This window comes from Pontibacter chitinilyticus (assembly GCF_039748935.1).
GTDB lineage: Bacteria > Bacteroidota > Bacteroidia > Cytophagales > Hymenobacteraceae > Pontibacter > Pontibacter chitinilyticus.
Window position 1 is genome coordinate 1 of record NZ_JBDIZJ010000015.1, and the last position, 22,815, is coordinate 22,815.

The 22,815-nt window shown below is 50.3% G+C and carries 12 protein-coding genes; 7 read left to right on the forward strand and 5 right to left on the reverse strand.

The genetic code is table 11. The annotated features are described in order from the left end of the window. From ABDW72_RS18045 to ABDW72_RS18065, 5 genes are all read left to right on the forward strand, one after another. Positions 1 to 719 (forward strand): T9SS type A sorting domain-containing protein (locus tag ABDW72_RS18045; protein ID WP_347160003.1); only part of this gene is annotated, 719 nt, incomplete at its 5' end. A gap of 430 nt (positions 720 to 1,149) precedes the next feature. Further along, positions 1,150 to 4,989 (forward strand): malectin domain-containing carbohydrate-binding protein, encoded by a 3,840-nt coding sequence (locus ABDW72_RS18050; protein ID WP_347160004.1) that lies wholly within the window; start codon positions 1,150 to 1,152, stop codon positions 4,987 to 4,989. A gap of 924 nt (positions 4,990 to 5,913) precedes the next feature. Next, positions 5,914 to 10,026, forward strand: a complete 4,113-nt coding sequence (locus ABDW72_RS18055) for an Ig-like domain-containing protein (RefSeq protein WP_347160005.1) — start codon at positions 5,914 to 5,916, stop codon at positions 10,024 to 10,026. A gap of 248 nt (positions 10,027 to 10,274) precedes the next feature. Beyond that, complete coding sequence (locus ABDW72_RS18060; RefSeq protein WP_347160006.1) at positions 10,275 to 11,450, forward strand: hypothetical protein; 1,176 nt, start codon at positions 10,275 to 10,277, stop codon at positions 11,448 to 11,450. Positions 11,451 to 11,529: 79 nt separating this feature from the next. Next, on the forward strand, positions 11,530 to 11,991 hold the full coding sequence (locus ABDW72_RS18065; protein WP_347160007.1) for a DUF4268 domain-containing protein: 462 nt from the start codon (positions 11,530 to 11,532) through the stop codon (positions 11,989 to 11,991). Between the two features lie 298 nt (positions 11,992 to 12,289). Here the strand turns inward: ABDW72_RS18065 and ABDW72_RS18070 are convergent, their stop codons facing one another. From ABDW72_RS18070 to ABDW72_RS18085, 4 genes are all read right to left on the reverse strand, one after another. Continuing rightward, entirely contained in the window at positions 12,290 to 14,884 is a 2,595-nt protein-coding gene (locus ABDW72_RS18070; RefSeq protein ID WP_347160008.1) for a phosphoenolpyruvate carboxylase, read from the reverse strand. Between the two features lie 276 nt (positions 14,885 to 15,160). Then, positions 15,161 to 16,513, reverse strand: a complete 1,353-nt coding sequence (locus tag ABDW72_RS18075; RefSeq protein ID WP_347160009.1) for an ammonium transporter — start codon at positions 16,511 to 16,513, stop codon at positions 15,161 to 15,163. A gap of 413 nt (positions 16,514 to 16,926) precedes the next feature. Further along, positions 16,927 to 18,234, reverse strand: a complete 1,308-nt coding sequence (locus ABDW72_RS18080) for an NCS2 family permease (RefSeq protein ID WP_347160010.1) — start codon at positions 18,232 to 18,234, stop codon at positions 16,927 to 16,929. Positions 18,235 to 18,581: 347 nt separating this feature from the next. After that, complete coding sequence (locus tag ABDW72_RS18085; RefSeq protein WP_347160011.1) at positions 18,582 to 19,256, reverse strand: hypothetical protein; 675 nt, start codon at positions 19,254 to 19,256, stop codon at positions 18,582 to 18,584. A 321-nt stretch (positions 19,257 to 19,577) separates the two neighbouring features. Between ABDW72_RS18085 and ABDW72_RS18090 the strand changes: the two genes are divergently transcribed. Continuing rightward, complete coding sequence (locus ABDW72_RS18090; protein WP_347160012.1) at positions 19,578 to 20,342, forward strand: oxygenase MpaB family protein; 765 nt, start codon at positions 19,578 to 19,580, stop codon at positions 20,340 to 20,342. A 19-nt stretch (positions 20,343 to 20,361) separates the two neighbouring features. Continuing rightward, positions 20,362 to 21,111: a Mut7-C RNAse domain-containing protein gene (locus tag ABDW72_RS18095; protein WP_347160013.1), complete on the forward strand. Its 750-nt coding sequence runs from the start codon at positions 20,362 to 20,364 to the stop codon at positions 21,109 to 21,111. A gap of 78 nt (positions 21,112 to 21,189) precedes the next feature. On the opposite strand, the gene ABDW72_RS18100 is transcribed toward ABDW72_RS18095, so the two are convergent. Further along, positions 21,190 to 22,704: a malate:quinone oxidoreductase gene (locus tag ABDW72_RS18100; protein ID WP_430438165.1), complete on the reverse strand. Its 1,515-nt coding sequence runs from the start codon at positions 22,702 to 22,704 to the stop codon at positions 21,190 to 21,192. Positions 22,705 to 22,815 lie beyond the last annotated feature (111 nt).

The window sequence follows — 22,815 nt, forward strand, 5'->3', positions numbered from 1 at the left end:
ACAGCTATGGGTTAACGGATCTGGCAGTGGGCCGGAAGCTATATACCGACCGTACGTACCAGGTTACCTCCGTACCAGGTGTGCTGCAGGGTGCTTGGCTCATTCAGCCGCCGAATGCCGATAAATGGAGCACGAGTACTGCCGTGCTGAGCTTTACCTTAAGCCAACCGGCCATTGTGTATGTGGCCTATGACCCACGCGCTACCGCGCTGCCGGGCTGGCTTTCCGGCTGGACGAAGCTGGCCGATAGAGTAGGCGTAGATGACTCGAAGATCAGCTCCATGGTGCTTTACAGCAAGAGCTTTCCGGCAGGCAAAGTAACGCTGGGCGGCAACATGGCCAGTCCTGCTGCCGGAGCAGAGACCAATTACCTGACCATGGCCGTGGCAGCAGGGCAGGCGCTGGTAGCCACACAACCGCTGAGCGCCACCGCTACCCAGCAGCACCTGCGTCAGCAACCTGATTTGCAGGTATTCCCGAACCCGGTGAAAGGAGGCAAATTAAATATAGGCATCACGAACTTTCCAGGCAACGAAGTCGTGCAACTCTCCGTGTATGATGTAGCAGGCCGTGTGATTGCCACTAAAAAAATTAAAACGGATGCGCAGGGTAAGGGAGAAACAGCAATTCAATTGAGCCAGCGTATCGGGAGCGGTATTTACCTGCTGAATGGCCAGTCTGCCTCTGGCAAGGTGCAGGTTAAGTTAATGATACCATAACAACAGAGGCAACGATGGGAGCAGGTTCTAAATCGCTGCCATCGTTGCCGCTGTTTAAACTATAAATTTAGCACACTGCTGAAACCTTTTCCTGTAAATTATATATAAGAGCATACAATAAAACAAGAGTTCCCGTATGCAGCTTACTAAAACAAGATAAATAGACAACCCCATCGCTGCAAGAAGGCATAGGCACTTCGTTGTATGACAGGGCGCCATGAATGCAGGGCATTCCACGCGCGTTTTAAGGAATCCGTATCTCAAAACAAACTCTAATAGAGTAATTATGACTTTAAATTTTACATTTATACCCCTATACAGGAGAATGCATGCACTTCTGCTGGTAGGGATATTCACTAGCTTACAGCTATTTTCTATTCCGGGGGCTACTGCCCGGAACATAACCTCCCTTAACACATCTGTTTCTGCTATGGCAACTACTGCGCTGGTATCGAACGTATCGGCCAGCAGCGGCAAGAGCTATAGTTTGGCAAGTATGGCCGCAGGAACGAAGATGTACACTGACCGCACCTACCAGATCACATCTGTGCCTACAGTGCTTTCCGGTGCTTCGCTCATCCAGACAGCCAATGATGACAAATGGAGCACCAGTACGTCGTTGCTTTCTTTTGACTTGAGCCAACCAGCCATCGTGTATGTGGCCTATGACCCACGGGCTACCGCGCTGCCGGGCTGGCTTTCCGGTTGGCAGAAGCTGGCCGATAGAGTAGGCGTAGATGACTCGAAGATCAGCTCCATGGTGCTTTACAGCAAGAGCTTTCCGGCAGGCAGAGTAACGCTGGGCGGCAACATGGCCAGTCCTGCTGCCGGTGCCGAGACTGGTTTTCTGGTTGTGGCCAGGTCAAGCGGTACAAACGAATCTACAACAGCCTTGGTAACGGACGTAGTAGCCAGTACCGGAAAAAGCTACAGTGTAGCAGACTTGGCAGCAGGTATCAAGATGTATGTAGACCGTACTTACCAGATCACGTCGGTACCAACTGCTCTTTCCGGTTCCTCACTTATTCAGACAGCGAACGGTGATAAATGGAACACCAGCTCTTCTTATCTGACATTTAGCCTGAGCCAGAATGCTACTGTCTATGTGGCGTATGACCCACGGGCTACCGCGCTGCCAAGCTGGCTTTCCGGCTGGACGAAGCTTGCAGACAGGCTGGGCGTTGATGATTCCAACATCAGTTCGATGGTGCTCTACAGCAAGAGCTTTGCGGCTGGCAAAGTAACGCTGGGCGGCAATATGGTTAGTCCCGCTGCCGGTGCAGAAAACAACTACCTGGTTATAGCCAAGCAGAGCGATGGCGGAACCCAAACACCAGGTATGCAGAATATCCAGGTGAACTTTCAGTTGGCCGGCTCTTCTACGCCATCGGGGTATGTGGCAGATGCAGGTTTAGCCTATGATGCCAGTCGTGGCTACGGCTGGATCAACCCGTCAACAGGACAGCCAAAAGATCAATCGGCCAGTATGCGCGAACGTTCCGGATCAGCCGACCTGCGCCTGCGCACATTAGCTCAGATGCAAGCCAGCACAGGAGGTCAAACGCCTGGTAACTGGGAACTGGCAGTGCCAAATGGCATTTATAATGTAACTGTAAGTGTGGGTGATCCCAGCTACTATGACAGCCGCCACCAGATAAATGTAGAAGGCGTATCGGCAATAGCGGGCTTCGTACCAACCTCACAAGTATGGTCTAAGTCGGCCAATGTGAACGTGGAAGTAAAAGACGGAAAACTTACCATTGATGCCAGTGGCGGTTCCAATACCAAGCTTAACTATGTGCTCGTTAGCCCTGCTTCAGCAGAGGGAGACATCATTGCGCCGGTTGCCAATGTGAGCTTCAACGGAACGATGCAATCTGAGGGAGTATACCGCAATGAAGTACAGATAACAGTTGATGCTTCGGATAATGGTGGTTCAGGGTTGGCTTCAGTACAGTATAGTTTAAATGGAGGCGCTTATGCGGCTTATACTTCTCCCCTTAAACTAACAACAGTTGGTAATTATACTTTCCGTGCCAAAGCAACCGATGGTAGTGGAAATACGACTACTACTGACCTGTATTCTTTCAGTATAGCTAAGTCTACTGCCACCAATACATATATGGTAGTAGAGAACCAGGACAAGTTACCTGCTCTGGACGAAATGACGTTCTCTTTAATTCAGATACCTTGGAGAAGGCTCAAATCCGATGGAACGTATACGTCTTATAATGCCAATCACAACCAGGTAAAATTACGCATCAGCAACAAAGGAAAAGGAACGCTGATTGTAAATGAGCTGATGCTTTCCAACACCACTGACTGGCAGATAGCGCAGTTGAACGGGGCAGCCTACAGTGCAGGATCTTCATTGCCGGTGTCTGTTGGTCCGGGTTCTTATGTAGATGCCTTGATCGAGTATAGAGCCAAAGATAAAGCTACGCGGGTAAAAGTGCAGCACGATACGCTGTTTATCCGCTCCAATGACGACTTTGTCCCTTACAAAAAAGTAGCGCTGCACGGCCTATGGCAGAAACAGGGCGAAGATGTGCATGAACCTTGGGCACAAGAGATCATCAGTGCTTTTGGCTTCCGTACAAAAACAGGTTACAATCATGACGATGGAGCAATAGATGGTAATTCGGTGGTGCCTAATTCAGATGAAATCGCTGCTTCTTTCTTTGTGAGAGCCGATCCAAGCAGGCCAATTTCCGTTACCCAGATGGCAGCCTATCATAATTGCTGCTCCTCTACTGAAAAGATTCAGTGGTACAGCCAAGGCTCCACTACTATCAATACACTGTTTACCCACAACCCAGTGGATGGACAGTCGCTGTTACCACGAAAAAGCGGATCTTCTACAGCGTTAGCACAAGCTAACTTTAGTACTTCCAGCACCTTTGCCTTTAAAGTAGGATCTGACTATACAGACCGAACCAGAAACTCAGAAGGTAAAATAGGAATTCGGGTGTGGAAAGTTATTGATAGCAAGGGGAATGTAGTTCCGAATGCTTATATCATCGGAAATGATTACCTGGGTACGCAGTACACGAATTATGACTATAATGATAACCTATACTATATCAGCAATGTGAAGCCAGCCTCCGGGTCGGCCAATTATTCAGAGCTGGTAGCTGCCCCATCGGATGTATCGTTCGGTACTCTCCAGACAGGTGCTTCTAAAACGTTGAGCGTAACCCTGAAGAATGCGGGTCAGACGTATGCCAGTGGCAATGATCCGGCGGTTCAGATTAGCAAGGTTGAATTGGTAGGACCAAACTTTGATGAGTTCTCCTACACCTTGCCTGCCACTACATCGCTGGGAGCACAGGGCACAACCAGCATGAGCGCTAAGTTTAACCCTAAATCACCTGGTCTTAAAAATGCGGCCTTGCTGGTATATTACAACAGTGGGGGATCGCCGCTGCGCATACCACTTTATGGTATAGCAAACAGTAGCAGCACCACAATCTCGTTGGTGAAGCGGATTAAAGGAGCAGCAGATGCCAATGTAAGCATCGGAGGCAACACATGGGAAGCAGACGCCAATTACCGCAGCGGGTCGATTAAACTGGATGCGCAGATGGTGAAGACTCCTATTGCGGCTACGGATGATGATGTGTTATACCAAACCTACCTTTCCGCAGCTACAGACATGGCCGAAACGGGTTACAATATTCCGCTAGCGAATGGTAACTATGTGGTACGCCTTCATTTTGTAGAGAACTATTTTTCTGCTATCGGCTCCAGGGTGTTCAACACAATTATCGAAAACTCCCTGCGCCTCGCCAACTTTGATATTTACCGCGAAGTGGGCTACAGATCAGCGTTGGTAAAAGATATCGAGGTATCGGTAACAGACGGAGTGTTAAACTTTAAGTTTGATCCTACGGCTAACCGTGTGGCGATTGCCGGCCTCGAGATCTATAAAGTGACTACCTCCGCAGGCGTAGTAGCAGCAACGGCTTCTCAAAGTAAGATAGCGGACGGTACCCATGCTGTTGAGTCCAGGAACCTGCGCCTCTATCCGAATCCGGTGACAGGCAACAAAGTGACCATGGAGCTGAATGGATTTGGTGCTAAAGAACAGGTTACTGTTACAATGCATGACATGTCAGGGCGATTGGTGCAAACAAGTGTTGTGCAAACCAACGAGCTGGGTGCTGCTGTTGTGGAAGTACCAGTGTCGAGGTCTACCAGCCGGGGTATTTACGTGCTGAAAGCAGTAGCACCTTCCGGACAGGCACAAAGCAAATTAGTTGTACACTAATATAACCGTAAATAAAAAAGGGGAGCTGCAGCAATGTGGCTCCCCTTTTTTATTTACTCCAATAAGGAGGAGCTAAAATAGGAGGAATGGCACAAGCAGGATGCAATCTAAGACAGGGAATTACCAAGGAAGTATTAAGCTGCTATGTTGGTGAAATTTAACAGCTTTTTGTGTGGTAGCGGAATTATAAAGAAAGCTGGTGCTGTTTAACCAAAATTACTAGGGCTTTATGCTCTAAAACCGTAGTGCTGATTTTTGTTCCTATTTAATTTAGTTAGTATAAGTATAACCTATTGATAGACAAACGAATGCAATTTTTTTATCATTTACAGGAAAAAAATGTAGGAAAATAATCACATTACTGTTCAAAGTCCGTAATGTATACATGAAGTTTTAGAAGAAACTTCACAGCCGCACAACCTATACTAAATAACCCACAATTAAGTTGATGAAAGGCAACTGTGTTTACATCCAATCTATTCTTATAACTAAGGTTACTTAGTGCTAACCACTTAAAGATGTGAGTAATGGTGTCTGTTCAAGTATGAACTTGAGGGAAATTACTGTGCAATGTGGAAGCCTGTATAAGTTGGACGGAGTTTGAAATCAGGAAAGAAGTGAAGAGCAATTAGAAGTAGGTAAAAAGGAGAATTAAGATTTACAAAGTGACATGTCTATATGGAGAAATATACTTTTACAACTTTAATCAATAAAAGGTATTTACTAGTGCTGATAGGCTTTTTAGCAAGCTTGCAGCTATATGCATTTCCCGGTAGCAGGGATGTAAATGCAGAAATATCAAGAAGCACGAACCCTTTAAATATAGCCGCCCTGCCACCTGTTGAAGGAACAGCTTTAGTTTCAGGTATAACCGCGAGCACAGGCAGCAGCTATACATTGGCAAGCCTGGCAGTAGGAGCTAAGATGTTTACGGACCGCACCTACCAGATCACCTCCGTACCAACTTCGCTGCAGGGCGCCTCGCTTATTCAGGCGGCCAACGATGATAAGTGGAACACCAGCTCCACGCTGCTCACCTTCAGCTTAGACCAGAGCGCAACAGTATACGTGGCCTATGACCCGCGTGCTACTGCCTTGCCAAGCTGGCTTTCCGGCTGGACGAAGCTTGCAGACAAAATCGGAGTGAACGATTCTAAAGTAAGCGCGGTGAACCTCTACAGCAAAACCTTTCCGGCAGGGCAGGTGACGCTGGGCGGCAACATGGCCAGTCCTGCTGCCGGTGCCGAAAACAACTACTTCGTCATTGCGAAGCAGGCAGGTTCCCTCGTTTCAGGTATAACTGCGAGCACAGGCAGCAGCTATACATTGGTAAGCCTGGCAGTAGGAGCTAAGATGTTTACGGACCGCACCTACCAGATCACCTCCGTACCAACTTCGCTGCAGGGCGCCTCGCTTATTCAGGCGGCCAACGATGATAAGTGGAACACCAGCTCCACGCTGCTCACCTTCAGCTTAGACCAGAGCGCAACAGTATACGTGGCCTATGACCCGCGTGCTACTGCCTTGCCAAGCTGGCTTTCCGGCTGGACGAAGCTTGCAGACAAAATCGGAGTGAACGATTCTAAAGTAAGCGCGGTGAACCTCTACAGCAAAACCTTTCCGGCAGGGCAGGTGACGCTGGGCGGCAACATGGCCAGCCCTGCTGCCGGTGCCGAAAACAACTACTTCGTGCTGGTGAAACAGAACGATACTTCCACACCGCCGCCGCCGGCTGGCCAGGACGTAAAGATTAACTTTCAGGTGGCAAACTCCTCTACACCCTCTGGTTATATAGGTGATGTGGGTTTAGCCTATGACAAAGCGCGGGGCTATGGCTGGATTGATGCAGCCAGCGGCCAACCAAAAGACCAAACGGGAAGTATGCGCCAGCGGTCTGGTAGCACGGACTTACGTCTGCGAACTTTCTCACAAATGCAGGATGGGCGAACCGGCCTGACCCCGAGTAGCTGGGAGTATAACTTGGCTAACGGTGTCTACTCGGTAACTGTGAGTGCCGGAGATCCTAACTATTACGACAGCCGCCACCAGGTAAATGTACAAGGCATTGCGGCCATAAAAGATTTCGTGCCTACGTCACAGCAAAAGTTCCGCTCTGGTACCGTAACGGTAGAAGTGAAAGACGGCATGCTGCACGTGGATGCCTCCGGAGGGCAAAACACCAAGTTGAACTATATTATAATTAGCCCGTCTACACAGCAAATAAAGGCGCTGGCTTTCTCACCCACTTCGCTGCAGTTTTCGGCAGACGAGAAGATGTCGGTGGTAAAACAGTCTGTAACATTATCTGCTTCTTCCGGCACTCCTACTGTAACGCTAAGTAAATCGGCAGGGGCAGACTGGTTAACTTTGCCGGCTGCTACTACAGGCACGCTCACCTTTGGGTCATCTAACATTAACACCAACCTGGCACCAGGTACCTACAAAGCAACTGTAACAGCTTCGGCTACGGGGTATACTTCCGCAGACCTGTATATTACCCTGACTGTAAAGCAAGCTGCAACTGCGCAGGAGATGAAGATAAACTTTCAGCCGGCCAGTTCTGCTACGCCAACTGGTTTTGTTGCTGATGCAGGGCTTTCGTATGATGCTACTCGTGGTTACGGGTGGATAGATCCGGCAAGCAAACAGCCTAAAGATCAGACAGCAAGTATGCGCTACCGCTCCGGGTCAGCTGATGCCCGACTAAGCACCCTGGTGCAGATGCAGGCGACTACAGGCGGCCAAACACCCGGAACCTGGGAAATAGCGGTGCCAAATGGGGTCTTTACTGTATCTGTTAGTGTTGGTGATCCAGATTACTATGACAGCCGCCACCAGATAAATGTGGAAGGCGTGGCTGCCATTATGGGTTTTGTGCCTTCTGCTGAGCAATGGTCCAAATCGAATACTGTAACAGTGGAAGTGAAGGATGGAAAGCTTACCCTTGATGCTACTGGTGGGCAAAACACTAAAATGAATTATGTTATCATCAAGCAGGTGCCTGAAAGCGAACTGCTCCGGCCGTATGTTACGGCTGTGCGCCCTGCAGACGATGCCAAGGATGTACCGCTGGATCAATCTGTTTCAGTTGACCTGCAATTCCCAAGTGGGAAGTCGCTGAATGGCAGCACCGTAAACCCGAATACTGTAAAGCTATATACTGTAGCGATCGGGGGTGGGTCAGAAGTAACAGGAACTGCTGTGAACGCGACAGGCGGCGGTGATGCCATTACCATCTCGGCAACCCTAAAGCCAAATACAACTTATGAATTCCAGATAACGGATCAGGTGAAAGATGGCAACGGCTATGCTATGGTACCGTTTACTTCCCGCTTTACGACTACAAGTAATGTTCCGGAAACACCTACCGATCTGGCAGGTGTGTCTTTTACGGAATCAACGTTGATTGATAATACCTTCGGTTCCGATGGCTTCACGAGCTTGGTAATTGGGCCGGATCATCGGCTGTATGCTGCTACCTCAGGTGGTAAAATCGAGCGCTGGGACATCAATGCGGACGGTACGATCAAGAATCATGTAACAATTGCTCCTTTCGGTACTAACAGGCGCCTGCTGATCGGCTTCCGCTTCGATCCTAAAGCAACGGCAACAAATCTGATCGCCTGGATTAGCCATTCAGATCCGGTTTTCCTGGGAGCTGCTGATTGGTCGGGTAAAATATCTAAAGTAAACCTGAATAATCCGGCTACTCCACAGGTGGTAAACTATGTCGTGAACCTGCCCCGATCTTATAAAGACCACTCTACCAACAGCATTGACTTTGGTCCGGATGGCGCTTTGTATGTGATGCAGGGCAGTAACTCAGGTATGGGCTCGCCGGATCCGGCATGGGGTAAAAGGGAGGAGCGCCTCCTGAACGCTGCCGTGCTACGTTTGGATATTGCCAGAGCCGAGAGCATGGGCTTGCCTGTAGATGTAAAAACCGGAGAAGGGGGTACCTACAATCCGTATGCATCCGGAGCACCGTTAACGCTTTATGCAACCGGTATCCGCAACGCCTACGACCTGGTGTGGCACTCTAACGGCCAGCTGTATGTAGCCACCAACGGGTCTGCCGCAGGTAGCAATATTCCTGGCCTCAACAATGGCGAAGTATGGTCTAACGGGCAGCCCTACACAGGGCCTGATGTTGCACCTTTAACAGATGTGCGCCAGACGGAAAGCGATTACCTGTACAGAATAGAAAAAGGCGGCTATTACGGACATCCAAACGTGTTGCGCCACGAGTACATCATGAATGGTGGTAACCCGACCTCCCGTGAAGATCCGGGCGAAGTGGTGTGGACAACAGATGGTGTGAACTACGGCTATCCGGTGGGGACCCCAACAGAACCGAATTACCGCGGCTGGACATATGACTTCGGCCTGAATATTTCGCCGAATGGTAGTATAGAATATAAGAGCAATGCTTTTGGAGGCAAGCTACAAGGCAAACTGATGGTGTGCCGTTTCAGTGGTGGTGATGATATCATTATACTAGAGCCAGGCACCACAACCCCGGAAATCATCAAAGCTACAGAAGGTATTAAGGTACCAGGATTGCGCCGGCCATTTGCTAACCCGTTGGATGTGATCGAAGATGTGACAACTGGCAACCTATATCTGTCGGAGTACTATGATGGCAACGGCGACGGCCAGCCGCGCATTACGTTGCTAAAAGCAGATCAGCCGGCATCCTCTGCTGCAGCGCAAAGTACCAGTTATGCATTGCAGGCTGCCAAAGCAGCGAAAGTGGCAGCAGGTGCCAGTACCTATGAAATGAAGGTATGGCCGAACCCTACTACCGGAAACAGAGTGCAGGTAGCACTTCAGGGCTTCTTGCCAAGCGAAACCGTAAAAATTGTGATGTATGACGTGGCCGGACAAGTAGTGCAGTCCCGAAGTGTGCTAACAGATGCGACGGGTGCTGTTGCAACAGAATTGGAAGTGCCGAGTGGTACCAGCCAGGGCATGTATATGCTCCGTGCAGCCTCACCTTCGGGCAAGGCCCAGGGCAAGCTGGTGGTAGTACATTAAGTATAAGCACAAAATAATATTGCACAACGGGGCTGATATGTATCAGCCCCGTTGTTGTTTGCGGCCTGTTGTAAATACAGCATAGCAGTATAGATGAGGTAAAAAAAGCAGCTACAGAAGTATAACCAGCCGCTAAAAGGCGAACTGAAATTCTGCCGGGTATGTTCTTCGTTTAAAAGTAGTACCCCAGATCGGGCGCAGCATCGCAGGTGTTTGTGTTCAGCTGGTTCGGTAATGAAGAATGCACTATGCCTGCTATACCTTTTACATCTTATATTCGGAGCTTCTTCAAGCAAGAAAGCGCTTCATTTGCTGGGCACCGGCCAAGATATTGGCTGCTTCTGGCTGTTTCATTTATCTTGTTTAGTGGCGCTACCAGCCCCGCTGCAGAAACAGACACGATTGTGCTGCGTGCGGAGCCTTTGCCGTTCACACCAAAGGAGTTCTATATTGCGGCGGTGAACGATGAACGACCTAACCAGGCTACTGTAGGAACCTTGGTACCCGTGAGCACGACGCCAGCCGCAAAGCCGGCTGCACCGCGACCGGTAGATCTGCAAGGGGGCGGTTTAGCTGCGATCCGGCAATATATCCGGAAAAGCCTGCCTGCTAACCCAAAATTCCGGCCTGTTATCATCCGCCTGCAGCAATGTAAAGTAACAGAAACAGCAGCGGCAAATGGCCGTGTAGCAGGGCAGGTAGAAGTAGCTATGGCGTTTGATTTGCAGCGCGAGGGGGAGCCGGTACAATTGTTAACTTATAAAGGAGGCGCTAGGTACAACCGGCCGGTCAGCCAACAGACAGTGGTGGAGCCGGCCTTGCGACAGTCGCTGGAAGAGGCTCTCCGCTACCTGAATACCTGGATGGACCAAGAAGCAGATCACAACCCGAAGCTTGCCCGCTCCCTTATAGTATCAATTAAGGATTATACCCGGAATGCTGACGATGATACGGTCTTTTACGCGCCCGCGCGGCCGCTGACCTGGGATGATTTTCAGGCACCGCCCACTGCCTCGAGTAGCTTTGCCGCCTCTGTGTTTCCCAGTTTTGCTTACGAGGGCCAAACGGATGTTGTAAATGGGGTCATTCACCTTGATCTGGAGATGAAAGTATATGTGCTGCGCGGCTCATCTTGGGTTAAAGCGGCCGCCCGTAATGCCTATAGCCTTAACCACGAGCAGCGGCACTTCGATATTGTAAAGCTGGTGGCCGAACGGTTCAAGCAAAAGATTCAACCCGATAACCTGACGCTCGAAGATTATAACAGCATCATTCAGTACCAGTACCTGGAGTCGTTCCGCGAAATGAATCGCCTGCAGGAGCAGTATGACGGCGAAACGCAGCATGGGCTGAACGAGGCGGCGCAGCAGCGATGGAGTGAACGCATCGAAAAGGAACTTCAGGCCTATGGCATTAAGAAGTAAGTATAGCTTATACTTGGAAGCCGATAACCCTAGGAAGATGGCGGCTTGCTTTCCGGCGACAATTTTATAATTTGGCGCCATGTACACTCGCGAACAGGCCTCGCAACTCCGGCAGGCTTTCTGGACTACTTTCGGGCAGTATATCGCCCCGCACTTGTCGGCTGAAGGGCTGCGAACAAACTGGCTGAATTACCGCACCGGATTCAAGGATGTTTACTTCCGGATGCAGGCGGATAAAAAAGCTGCTTCGATTGCCATTGAACTCACGCACCAAGACCCGGAGATACAACAGCTTTTTTTTGAACAATTTGGCGAACTCAGGAACCTGCTGCATGAAAGCATGGGAGAGGAGTGGGAGTGGGTACTTCATACGACTGATGATGAGGGGAAAACGATTAGCCGGATTTATACTTCTATCTCGGGCGTAAATGTGTTTAGCAAAGACGACTGGCCGGCACTGATCTCCTTTTTCAAACCCCGGATTATTGCATTGGATGAATTTTGGAGCGATGCAAAGTATACGTTCGATGCGCTGCGCTAACAGGCGGTTTCAACCAAGTTTATACATCAGCTTAACGGACGCTTTACGCTGTATACAAGTATAGCTGTGAGGTAACAGCCACTTCATTTAACTACCTGCACAAGTATAAGCGACCTTTTTATCAGGCAATTTATACTTTGCTGTTGATTCGGGACTGGTTGAAATTGACTTTCGTATATCCAACCGTTAACAAAAAAAGCCTCTGTATTCCGGAGGCTTTTTTGTTGAGCTAAAACATGAAATTTATACTTGATGGGTGCCACAGGAGAACTTCCCACATGTGCCGGTATTTCTTTGGCTAAGCTGAATTACGTTCAGCGTTGATAATACCGAAGGAGCAACGCATCACCAGTTTCTCAAACGTGCGCTTGTGGGTGGTGTCGGTCTCCTGCTCCTCTATTTCTCTTATTTTTGTGAGCGCATACTGCTGCACAGTTAACAGCGGCAGCTCAATGCGCTGGCGCATTTTAATAGAAAGCTGGTTTACCGGTTTGTTCGCCATCAGTTCGGTCGCCTTTGATAAGCGCAGCACATACTTTTTCGTCAGCTCAAACTCTTCATAAATCTCCTGCCATAAAGGGCCATACTGCGGGTGCTGCGCCAGGAAAGCCGTTAGCGGGAAAAAGCATTTGGTTAAGGCCATTTCGCAGTTTTCCATCAGCGTTTTAAAGAATAGGGAGCTGTGGTAGAGCTGTTCGATCTCGTGCCAGCGGCCATCCTGCTCAAACTTACTGAAGGCTTTGCCCACGCCGTAGTAGCCGGGCAGGTTCTGTTTTAGCTGGCTCCAGGAACCTACATAAGGCACCGCCCGCAGGTCGTTGAGGTTCAGCTTGCCTGGCTTGCGCTTGGAGGGACGGCTACCGATATTTGCCTCGGCATAGTAGCGCAACGGGCTGGCATAATTCAGATACTCCAGAAAATTAGGGTTATTCTTCAGCTCACTATAGGCATCAAAGCTTACATCCGACAGCTGCTGCAGCAGGATTTCTTCGTTGCCCGAGAGCGTGGAGGCGCGTGCCGTGAAGAGGGCATTGCTGATGCCGGCATGAATCAGTTGTTCGATGTTGTACTGTGCCGCATCTGGGGTGCCAAAGTTAGAGCTGACGGTTTGCCCCTGTATGGTCAGCTGAATTTCTTTGCTGGCAATGTTGCTGCCCATGGAGGCATAGAATTGGTGCGTTTTGCCACCGCCCCTCGCCGTTGGGCCGCCACGACCATCGAAGAATACCACCTGCACGCCATACTGCTTGGATACCATACTTAACTGCTCTTTCGCCTTGTAAATGCTCCAGTTGGCCATCAGGTAACCTCCGTCTTTGGTGCCGTCCGAGAAGCCCAGCATAATCGTTTGTATGTTGTTCCGCTGCTCCAGGTGCTGGCGGTAGGTTGCGTTCTCATACAATTGCTGCATCACCTTTCCGGCTTCCTGCAGGTCGGCCACTGTCTCAAAAAGGGGCACAATATCAACGGTAAGGTCTTCCGGCCGCCAGCCACTGAGCAGCAGCAGGCCGTAAGCTTCCATCACATCCAGGGCGCTGGTGCTATGGCTGATAATATAGCGGTGGCACCCTTCTTCGCCGTTCTGCTGCTGTATGGTGCGTATAGCAGCCATCGACTCCAATGTGTCGCGGTATAGGTCGTTTTTCAGGTGTGCTGCTGGCACTGTAGTACGTATCTGCAGCAGCACCTCGATTTTCTCCTGATCTGAAAGCTGGCTATAGTTCTCCGGAATAGCAGAGGTGGTAGTCGCAATCACCTCCAGCAGTTCGCTGTGTACGGAGCTGTCCTGGCGTATGTCGAGAGAGGCAAAGTATAACCCGAACAGCTCTACTTTTCGCATCAGGTTGTCAACCAGGTTCAGAAACAAGCTGTTGTGTTGTTCGATGAGGATGGTGCGGATCTGCTGCAGCGTCTGGAGTATGCCGGCCCTGCTGAGTTCGGCTGCATCTCCCTGCTGGTACAGGTTGTCGCAGATTTTCTCTTCCAGGGCAGCTACCACATCAGCAACCCCTTTAAACGTGAGGCGCCGCCGGAGCTGGTGCACATCCGTGTAATACGACCGTATAATGCTGGCGCGCAGGGCATCAGCCACTTTCAGCGTAGTGGCGGTGTTTACGAAAGGATTGCCGTCCCTGTCGCCGCCTGGCCAGAAGCCGAGCCGTATCAGGCCCGCATGTTCGCTTACTTCCTCCGGAAACTGGTTCTTCAGTTTAGACAGAATATGACCAGCCGAGTGGTAAAAAACGTTTTCCAGAAACCAGATCAGGCTGATCGCTTCGTCGTAGGGCGTCGGTTTTTCAGTTTTGAAGAAAGGGGTTTTGCCAAGCTGCTGCAGGTAGCTGTTTACCTCGGCAGTATTATCGTGGTGAAGCGCTTTGGATAGATCGTGGATAATGCCCAGCACTTCGCTGGGATAGAACTGGGTAGGATGCGCCGTTAAGACCAACCGCACCGAAAAGTCTTTTAACTTTTCAGCGAGTTGCGCCTGCATCCCTGTTTGCAGCACCTCCGACTGCAGGTGTTTTAGGGTGCCGATGCCGTTCATGTCGTGGGTATCGCGGTAGGAGGCATCTTCCAGCGCATCAAACAGCACCACCTGCCTTTCAGCATACTGTATAAACCGGAACAGAAGCCCGAGTTTCTCCTGCTCCTCCTCGTAAGAAGTATACTGTTTTATAAAGCTGCTGATGATGTGCTCGGGACTATGTCCTTTTTCATAACCCTCTTCGCAATGCTGCAGGAAAATAGCCAGCAGAACACCCGTCCGCTCAACCCTGTGAAATGGCAGTGCCGTGAAGAGGCTGTTGTACAATTGAAATTTCAGACCTACTTCTTTGTTGTAGACTTCGAGAACATTATCGTTAGAGTTATCCATGCTTATTAATTTCTGCATTCGTATAGTCTTAAGCAAACTTCATGGTGCCAGACGGAAAAAGAAGTCGCTTGAATTTACTTCCATCTGAAACAGCCGCCCTTTAAAGGGAAGCAGCCAATAGTTATACTTCAGTTTACCCCTGCAGATGAGGTAAGACTTTTATCATTAGGTAATTAATACAATATTTAGGTAGCACCTACACTGTATACCTTGATTGGGCACAATCCTGTATTTTTGAATTGTTTACCAATAGGTATTTACTTGCATTGGATGCCGTATTCTCCTGATGAGCTGTCACACTTTTTCATCGTGCTGGCTCAGGTCCAGCCCCAGGGCTTCTTCCTGCTCAGATACCCGTAACGGTGTGATCAGATCGGTTAGTTTGAGCAGCACCCAGGAGCCACCGAATGCAAAAGCAGAAACCACAATCAGGGCGCCCAGCTGAATAAGAAACAGCTTAGTCTCTCCGAAGATCAAGCCGTTGCCGGTGGTATTAGCCGCATTCACTGCCTGGCTGGCGAACACACCTGTTAGCAACATGCCCACCATGCCGCCTACGCCGTGACACGGAAAAACGTCTAGCGTATCATCTATTGCGGTTTTGGTGCGCCAATCTACAACAAGGTTGCTGACGATGGCGGCAATCACACCAATCACCAGCGCATGCGGCAGAGTTACAAAGCCAGCGGCAGGTGTAATGGCTACTAACCCTACCACTGCCCCAATGCAAGTGCCCATAGCAGAAGGCTTGCGCCCTTTCAGCGCATCAAAAAATATCCAGCCCATGGCGGCAGCGGCAGAAGCGGTCATGGTAGTGCCGAGGGCAACAACGGCGAGCGAACTGGCACCCATGGCCGAGCCGGCATTAAACCCAAACCAGCCGAACCACAACAGGCCGGTGCCCATCAGTACAAAAACGATGTGAGAAGGACTGTGATTGGTATCGTAACGTTTTTTCAGGTAAAGTGCGGAGGCAAGCGCCGCCCATCCCGCTGACATGTGGACTACCGTGCCGCCGGCAAAATCCAGCACGCCTAGTTGTAGCAGCAGCCCGTCAGGGTGCCAGGTAGCATGTGCCAGTGGGGCATAGATGAAGATAAAAAACGCACAGATGAACAGGATATAGGATTTGAAGTTGATGCGTTCGGCAAAAGCACCGGTGATAAGCGCCGGCGTGATAATGGCAAACTTAAGCTGAAACATGGCAAAGAGCAGCAACGGAATCGTGGGCGCGGAAGGCCATGGAGCACCATCTATAACGCCGTGCATCATAAAAAAGGTACGGGGATCACCAATGATGCCGCCGATAGATTTGCCAAAGGCCAGGCTAAAACCAAACGTAATCCATAACACCGTGATAATGGCCATACAGATAAAACTCTGCAGCATGGTAGAAAGCACGTTTTTCTTGCTTACCATACCGCCATAGAAAAAGGCCAGACCGGGCGTCATAATCAACACCAGAGCAGTAGAGGTAAGCATCCAGGCTGTATCTGCCGCACTTATACCGGCAGAAGTGGTGGGGAGGGCCGGCACAGACGGGAAAGCCAGGGCTACCAGCACCACTAGCACCAGCAACAGGAAAGGTACTCTCGAAAGGGTCTTCTCAAGAGACTTTACAGTTGGTTGAGACGTTAAAACGGTCATAAAAGTAAATTAGCGTAACCTCACTTTGCGCACTGCTTTGAAGTTTTCTAGTCAGTCAGCCGCTGCGCATTCTATAATGCTTAGCAGCTTTATAAACTAGAAAAGCTGTTGTATGCTGCGCCATTTACGGAAGAAATGATGCAATAGATGGCAAAAATTAATAAATAAATTATCAACAAACAAACCCATTGTTTGTTTTAAGTTAAATTATAGTGTTAAAATGCTGTATTTTTAATAATTTATACTTGGTTAAATTGTGTAATTGTTAACCTTAAGTTTTTGTTCGGAGCGGGTGAATATGCCGGACAGCCATTCATTGAGGCAGGCCCATCAGCTTGCAGATACGGCTTTGCTTGTACTATAGCAGGTGCTAACGGCAAGTTGGCAGCACCTGAAAAAGTATGTCAAATGGCTTAGGCCAGTATAAGGGCAAGTATGGCAAAAGCATCTATCACCAGCAGGGAGGTACTGATGTCCTTGCGTTTGCCAGTTGCCAGCTTTAAGGCCGTCCAGCTCAAAAAGCCCCAGATAATGCCTTGGGTGATTGAGTAGGTGAAAGGGATCAGCACCATTGCCAGAAAAGCGGGAATAGCCTCGTCAAGCAGTAGCCAGTTGATTTTAGTAACCGGACGCACCATAAATACGCCGACCAGCACCAGTGCCGGAGCGGTAGCAATGGCCGGCACCACCGACAGCAGCGGCGCCAGAAACAGGAACGGGAGAAACAGCAAGCCACCTACCACAGCCGTCAGCCCGGTGCGGCCGCCACTTTCGATCCCTACAGCCGACTCGATATACGCTGTGCCGGGGCTGGAGCCCACCAGGCCTGCCAAAGTAGTAGCAATGGCATCCACCATCAGCGATCGCTTTACGTGGCGGGGCTCGCCGTGCTCGTCCAGCAGGTTAGCCGCCTCGGCCAGGCCGACCAGCGTAGAAAGGCTGTCGAACATATCCGTGAAAACAAAAGCAAAAATCACTGGCACGACAGACCACTGCAGCGAATGTACCAGGTCTAATTGTAAGAGCAGGCTAAAGTCCGGCGCAGCAAAAATGCCCTGCCAGTTCACGATCGTAGCTGTGGCTTCAGTACCCCACCAGCGCCCAATGGGGTAAGCAGCCACCGTTGTGAACAGAATGCCTATCAAAATACCGGCTTTAACGTTTCGTGTTACCAGCACCGCTGTTACCAGTAGCCCTGCCAGAAAGGTGAGCAGGGTAGGGTTTAACGGACTTATGCCTATAATAGTGGCGGGGTTGTGAATGATGAATTTGGCGTTCGCAAAGCCGATAAGCGAAATAAACAGGCCAATACCGGCTGCAATAGCATAGCGGAGCGGCCGCGGAATAGCCCGCACAATGTAGGTGCGGATGTTAAATGCGGAAAGGAGTAGGAAAATGATGCCCGACCAGAACACAGCGCCCAATGCTACTTGCCATGGCACTTTCATGCCCAGCACTGCCGAAAAGGTGAAAAACGCATTCAGGCCCATGCCTGGCGCCACCAGGATCGGGTTTTTAGCATACAATCCCATCATCAGGGAGCTAAAGCAGCAAACGATCACGGTGGCTGTGAGTACTCCGGCAAAAGGCATTCCCGCCTGGCTCAGGATGCTGGGGTTCACGACAATGATGTAGGAAGTGGCCAGAAAGGACGAAACACCGGCAATGACCTCGGTTTGTACCGAGCTGCCGTTTTCCTTTAGTTCAAAATAGGAGTACATGTAAGTTCACTTTTGGAATGATATGGGTTGCCGCAGCCAAGTGGCAGCACAAAGGTAAAGAATCAAACAAACGTATAGCAGGCAATTTATACTTGCCTAAAGCGCTCCTAACAGAAGGTGTACGGCTATTCGGCTCCGGGTGCAAGGTTAAGTTGCCCAGGCTATCAAGTATGGCCGGGTGCTGTTATCTACAGATGAGGAGCCGGGTCTTATAGGCAGTAAGAATCTTCGGTAGACCCGGTACAAGTATAAGCTGCGGGCAGCGCCTGCCGGAAAGTATAAACCCAAAAGCTGACTGCTGTAGCCGGCTTTTGGGTTTATACTTGGTAGTGTGCTTTGTGCGAGCGCTAGTGGTGGTGGCGCTGCAGTGTGGCTATTTCTTTGTTCAGTTCCTCTATCCGGTTCATCTCGGTCTGGAGTTCTCTTTTCAGCTTCAGCTCTTTTTCACGGGCCGACTTTTTAGATTCGGCCAGTTCCTGCTCCATTTCGTTGTAGGCGCGTTGCTTTTCGTCTGTCACTACTTTGCTCTTTCTGTACATGGCTAATATTGCGAGCAGCACCACCAGCAGTGCTATAATAATGATGCCCGTCAGCAGCACATAAACCTGTTTTGGTATTTCCATCCCCAGCACCGACAGGTTATTTACGGCACTAGCGCTTTTCTGTACTTCCTGCTCTTTGCGGGCATTTTCCTGCTTTAGCGCCTGCAACTGCTTTTGCTGGGCGGCAATGGTCGCCTGCGCCTGCGCCAGTTCCTGCCGGGTATCCTTACTTGCATTCAGTAGCTTCTTTTCCCGCTCCTCCAGGGTAGCCTGCACATTGTCCCAGAAAGCATTCAGCGATTTAACACTAACTACTTTATAGTCCACGCCCTTTTCCTGGTAGGAGTTGGCATTGCCTTTAAGTTTGTTGAACTGGTTGGATAATGCACTGGATGCAGGTGCGCCTTCTTTCGGTGTTCCCTGCGCCATGGCGGCTGTAGAAAAAATAACCAGGAACAGTGGTAGAAAGAGTGCCTTCATAGTGTAGAAATTTAAGTATGGAAATTCTCTTTTGGTAAAAATAATAAAAACCGATAAGACTGGCTAAAGTATTCTCAACTTATAAATGAAGCTGCTAAATCTCTTCCAATAACTCTTATTTCTACCGCTTTATTGCTATGCTGGCCCAGAAAACCTGTTTTAGTTTAGCTCTGTGCTTGTTTGCTGAGGTTAACTATCTACGAATGTCATAGCAAAAGCCGGGCAGATACAGGGCACCAGTTGGCATGTTGCTTTAGCTCACTGTAAACAGCTTATCCGGCGCCCACTGCACGTTTTTGGGCTGTTTGTTGTTGAGCTGATATGAAATATTTTGTGCATCAAGACTCCATTGTAAGAGAAATTTGGGGGAAGGCGGATACGGTACTTTTTATCTTTGCGGGTGCCTCCGCAGAGTTTGCCCTGAACAAAGCTGTAGACTGGCTATACTTTACCGGCCGCCTGCCTGCAGACCCGCTCGGTCGCTTGTTTTCCACAGTAGCATATGCCCGCCGGATCGTGTTTTCGGAGCTGGAGGAGGCAAACTCCGCCATTGATACCATGGCACACATCCATGCTGCAGTGGAGGCCAAGCGGGGAACAGCTATACCTGATTGGGCTTACCGCGATGTACTTTTTATGCTGATCGACTATTCTATCCGTTCGTTTGAGGTGCTGGAGCGCAAACTGACGGTTGCTGAGCAAGCGGAAGTATTTCAGGTGTTCGGCCGTGTGGGCAATCGCATGGGGCTAAAAGGTTTGCCGACTTCGCTGCAGGAGTGGCAACTGATGCGCCAAGAGCACCTGGCGCAGAACATGCAGGAAAGCTGGCACACCCGGGACCTGTATCAGCAATACCGGAAGCACCTGGGCTGGGTGCGTTATCGGCTGCTGCTGGAGGCGCAGGCGCTGGTAGCGCCGGAACAGGTGCGGCGTTTACTCGGGTTAAGGCCGTTCTCCCTATTAACGCCTGTTTTGCAGGTATATAAGTTCAGTCGTGCCTTACGGCTAGCTTGGCTCCTGAAAGCTATCGTGCTGCCTACCACCTATAAAACCGAGATCAAAGCCCTGGACCAGGTTTCCTCCTGATCTCAAAGTATAAGTATAAATGCTGCTGTCTGCTGATTTCCTTTTCTATAGTACGCTGAACGACTTTTTGCCGAAAGCAAAACGGGAAGTATGGATTCGCTATGCATTTCGTGAAGTGCCGGCTGTGAAAGATGCCATCGAAGCACTTGGCGTACCGCACCCGGAAGTGGAGGTAATACTGCTGAATGGTGCCCCGGTGCCGCTGCTACATCCTTTGCACCCGCACGACCGGGTGGCGGTTTACCCCAGAGCGGCAGCCTATACCTGGCCTGCAGGTTATGCTGCCGCGCCAGCACTGCCCACCCATCCTGCTTTTGTGCTGGATGTGCACCTGGGTAAATTAGCCAGAGCCCTGCGGATGCTGGGATTCGATACTTGCTACGAAAACAACTACTCCGACCATGCCATTGCGCAACTTGCCGCAAAGGAAAACCGGGTGGTGCTAACGCGTGATATAGGCCTGTTGAAGCAAAAAGTAATTACCTGGGGCTATTGGCTGCGATCGCAGCAGCCGGAGGAGCAACTGGCAGAGGTGCTGCAGTACTTTAACCTGGCTGAAAAGTTGCAGCCTTTTACGCGTTGCCTGTGCTGCAATGGTCGTATCGAGCTTGTCGCCAAAAACGAGGTGCTGCACGTGCTTCCTCCCAAAACGAAACAGTACTTTCACGAGTTCTTCCGCTGCCCCAACTGCCGGCAAGTATACTGGAAAGGCTCCCATTATGAACGGATGCAGCAGTTTGTGGCGCAGCTCCGGCAGCAAAGTCAATGATGGTGGGCGCTATCTGCAACATCAAAAAGGCCCCTGCTATACTTAGCAGGGGCCTTTTTGCTCAAGTATGGCAACGGCCTATTCTGCCAGTTTATAGTACGTAAGCCCGAGCACTTCGCTGGTATAGGTCCGGATCTCATCGCACAGCTTCGGGTCGTTAGCCAGCGATTTGCCGTAAGATGGGATCATCTGTTTCAACTTCTGCTGCCATTCCGGGGAGTCTATTTTGTCAGGGAAGCAGCGCTTGAGCAGCCCCAGCATAATAGCAACAGCCGTAGAAGCACCCGGCGACGCTCCTAACAGGGCGGACATAGAGCCATCCGCAGAGCTGACCACCTCCGTACCAAACTCCAGAATGCCACCTTCTTTCGGGTCCTGTTTGATGATCTGAACACGCTGCCCGGCTACTTCCAACTTCCAGTCTTCCTTGATGGCATTGGGCACGTACACCCGCAGCGCCTCAATGCGGTCATCCGATGACTGGCGCACCTGGTCAATCAGGTACTTGGTGAGCTGCATGTTATCCAGCCCGGCCTCCAGCATGGGTTTGATGTTGTTGAATTTGATAGACTTGGGCAAGTCCAGCAGCGAGCCGTTTTTCAGAAACTTAGTGGAGAAGCCGGCATAAGGCCCAAATAGCAACGCTTTTTCGCCCCCGATCACCCGCGTATCGAGGTGCGGTACTGACATGGGAGGAGAGCCGACAGACGCTTTTCCGTATACTTTAGCCTGGTGCTGCTCAACTACAGCCGGGTTTTTGCAAACCAGCCACTGGCCACTTACCGGGAAGCCGCCGAAGCCTTTACTCTCCGGAATGCCTGTTTTCAGGAGCAGCGGCAAAGCACCACCTCCGGCTCCGATAAATACGAACCGTGCCTTTAGTTTTCTTTTATGGCCTGAGGCCAGGTCCTTCACCTTCACCCGCCAACGGCCGTCCGGCTCCTGGCGCATCTTACGGACCTCGTGTTCCAGGTGCAGTGTCACACCATCCATTTCCTGCAACTGGCCCAGCAACCTCCGCGTTAGCGCACCAAAGTTCACGTCAGTACCAATTTCCATGCGGGTAGCAGCAACCCGCTCCGACTTATCGCGCCCTTGCATCACCAGGGGCATCCATTCCATTAACTGCATCGGGTCGTCACTGTAAGTCATTCCCCTGAATAAGGGCGATTGCACCAGCGCATCATGCCGTTTGCGGAGGTAATCCACGTTTTCTGGCCCCTGCACAAAGCTCATGTGCGGAATACTGTTAATAAACGAGTGCGGTGAAGAGAGAAAGCCTTCGTCCACGAGGTGCGCCCAGAACTGCCGGGAAATCTCAAAAGATTCAGCAATCTTAACGGCTTTCGATATATCAATGGAGCCATCGGGCAGCTCCGGTGTATAGTTCAGTTCGCAGAAGGCAGAATGTCCGGTGCCGGCGTTGTTCCAGGCATCCGTACTTTCAGCGGCCACTACGTCCAGCCGCTCAAATATCTCGATCGTGAGGTCAGGTTGTAATTTCTTTAGTAATACCCCGAGCGTGGCGCTCATAATGCCGGCGCCGATCAGCACAACATCAGGGTCCATTTCTTTATTGTTATATCGTGTCATAGTCAGTTGTATAAATTTCAAGAATACGATGAAAACATCGCAGGTGTTAATGCAATTATAGCCAGCCGGACTGCTGCGCCATAACTGTAGCTATTTATACCTACGGCAACG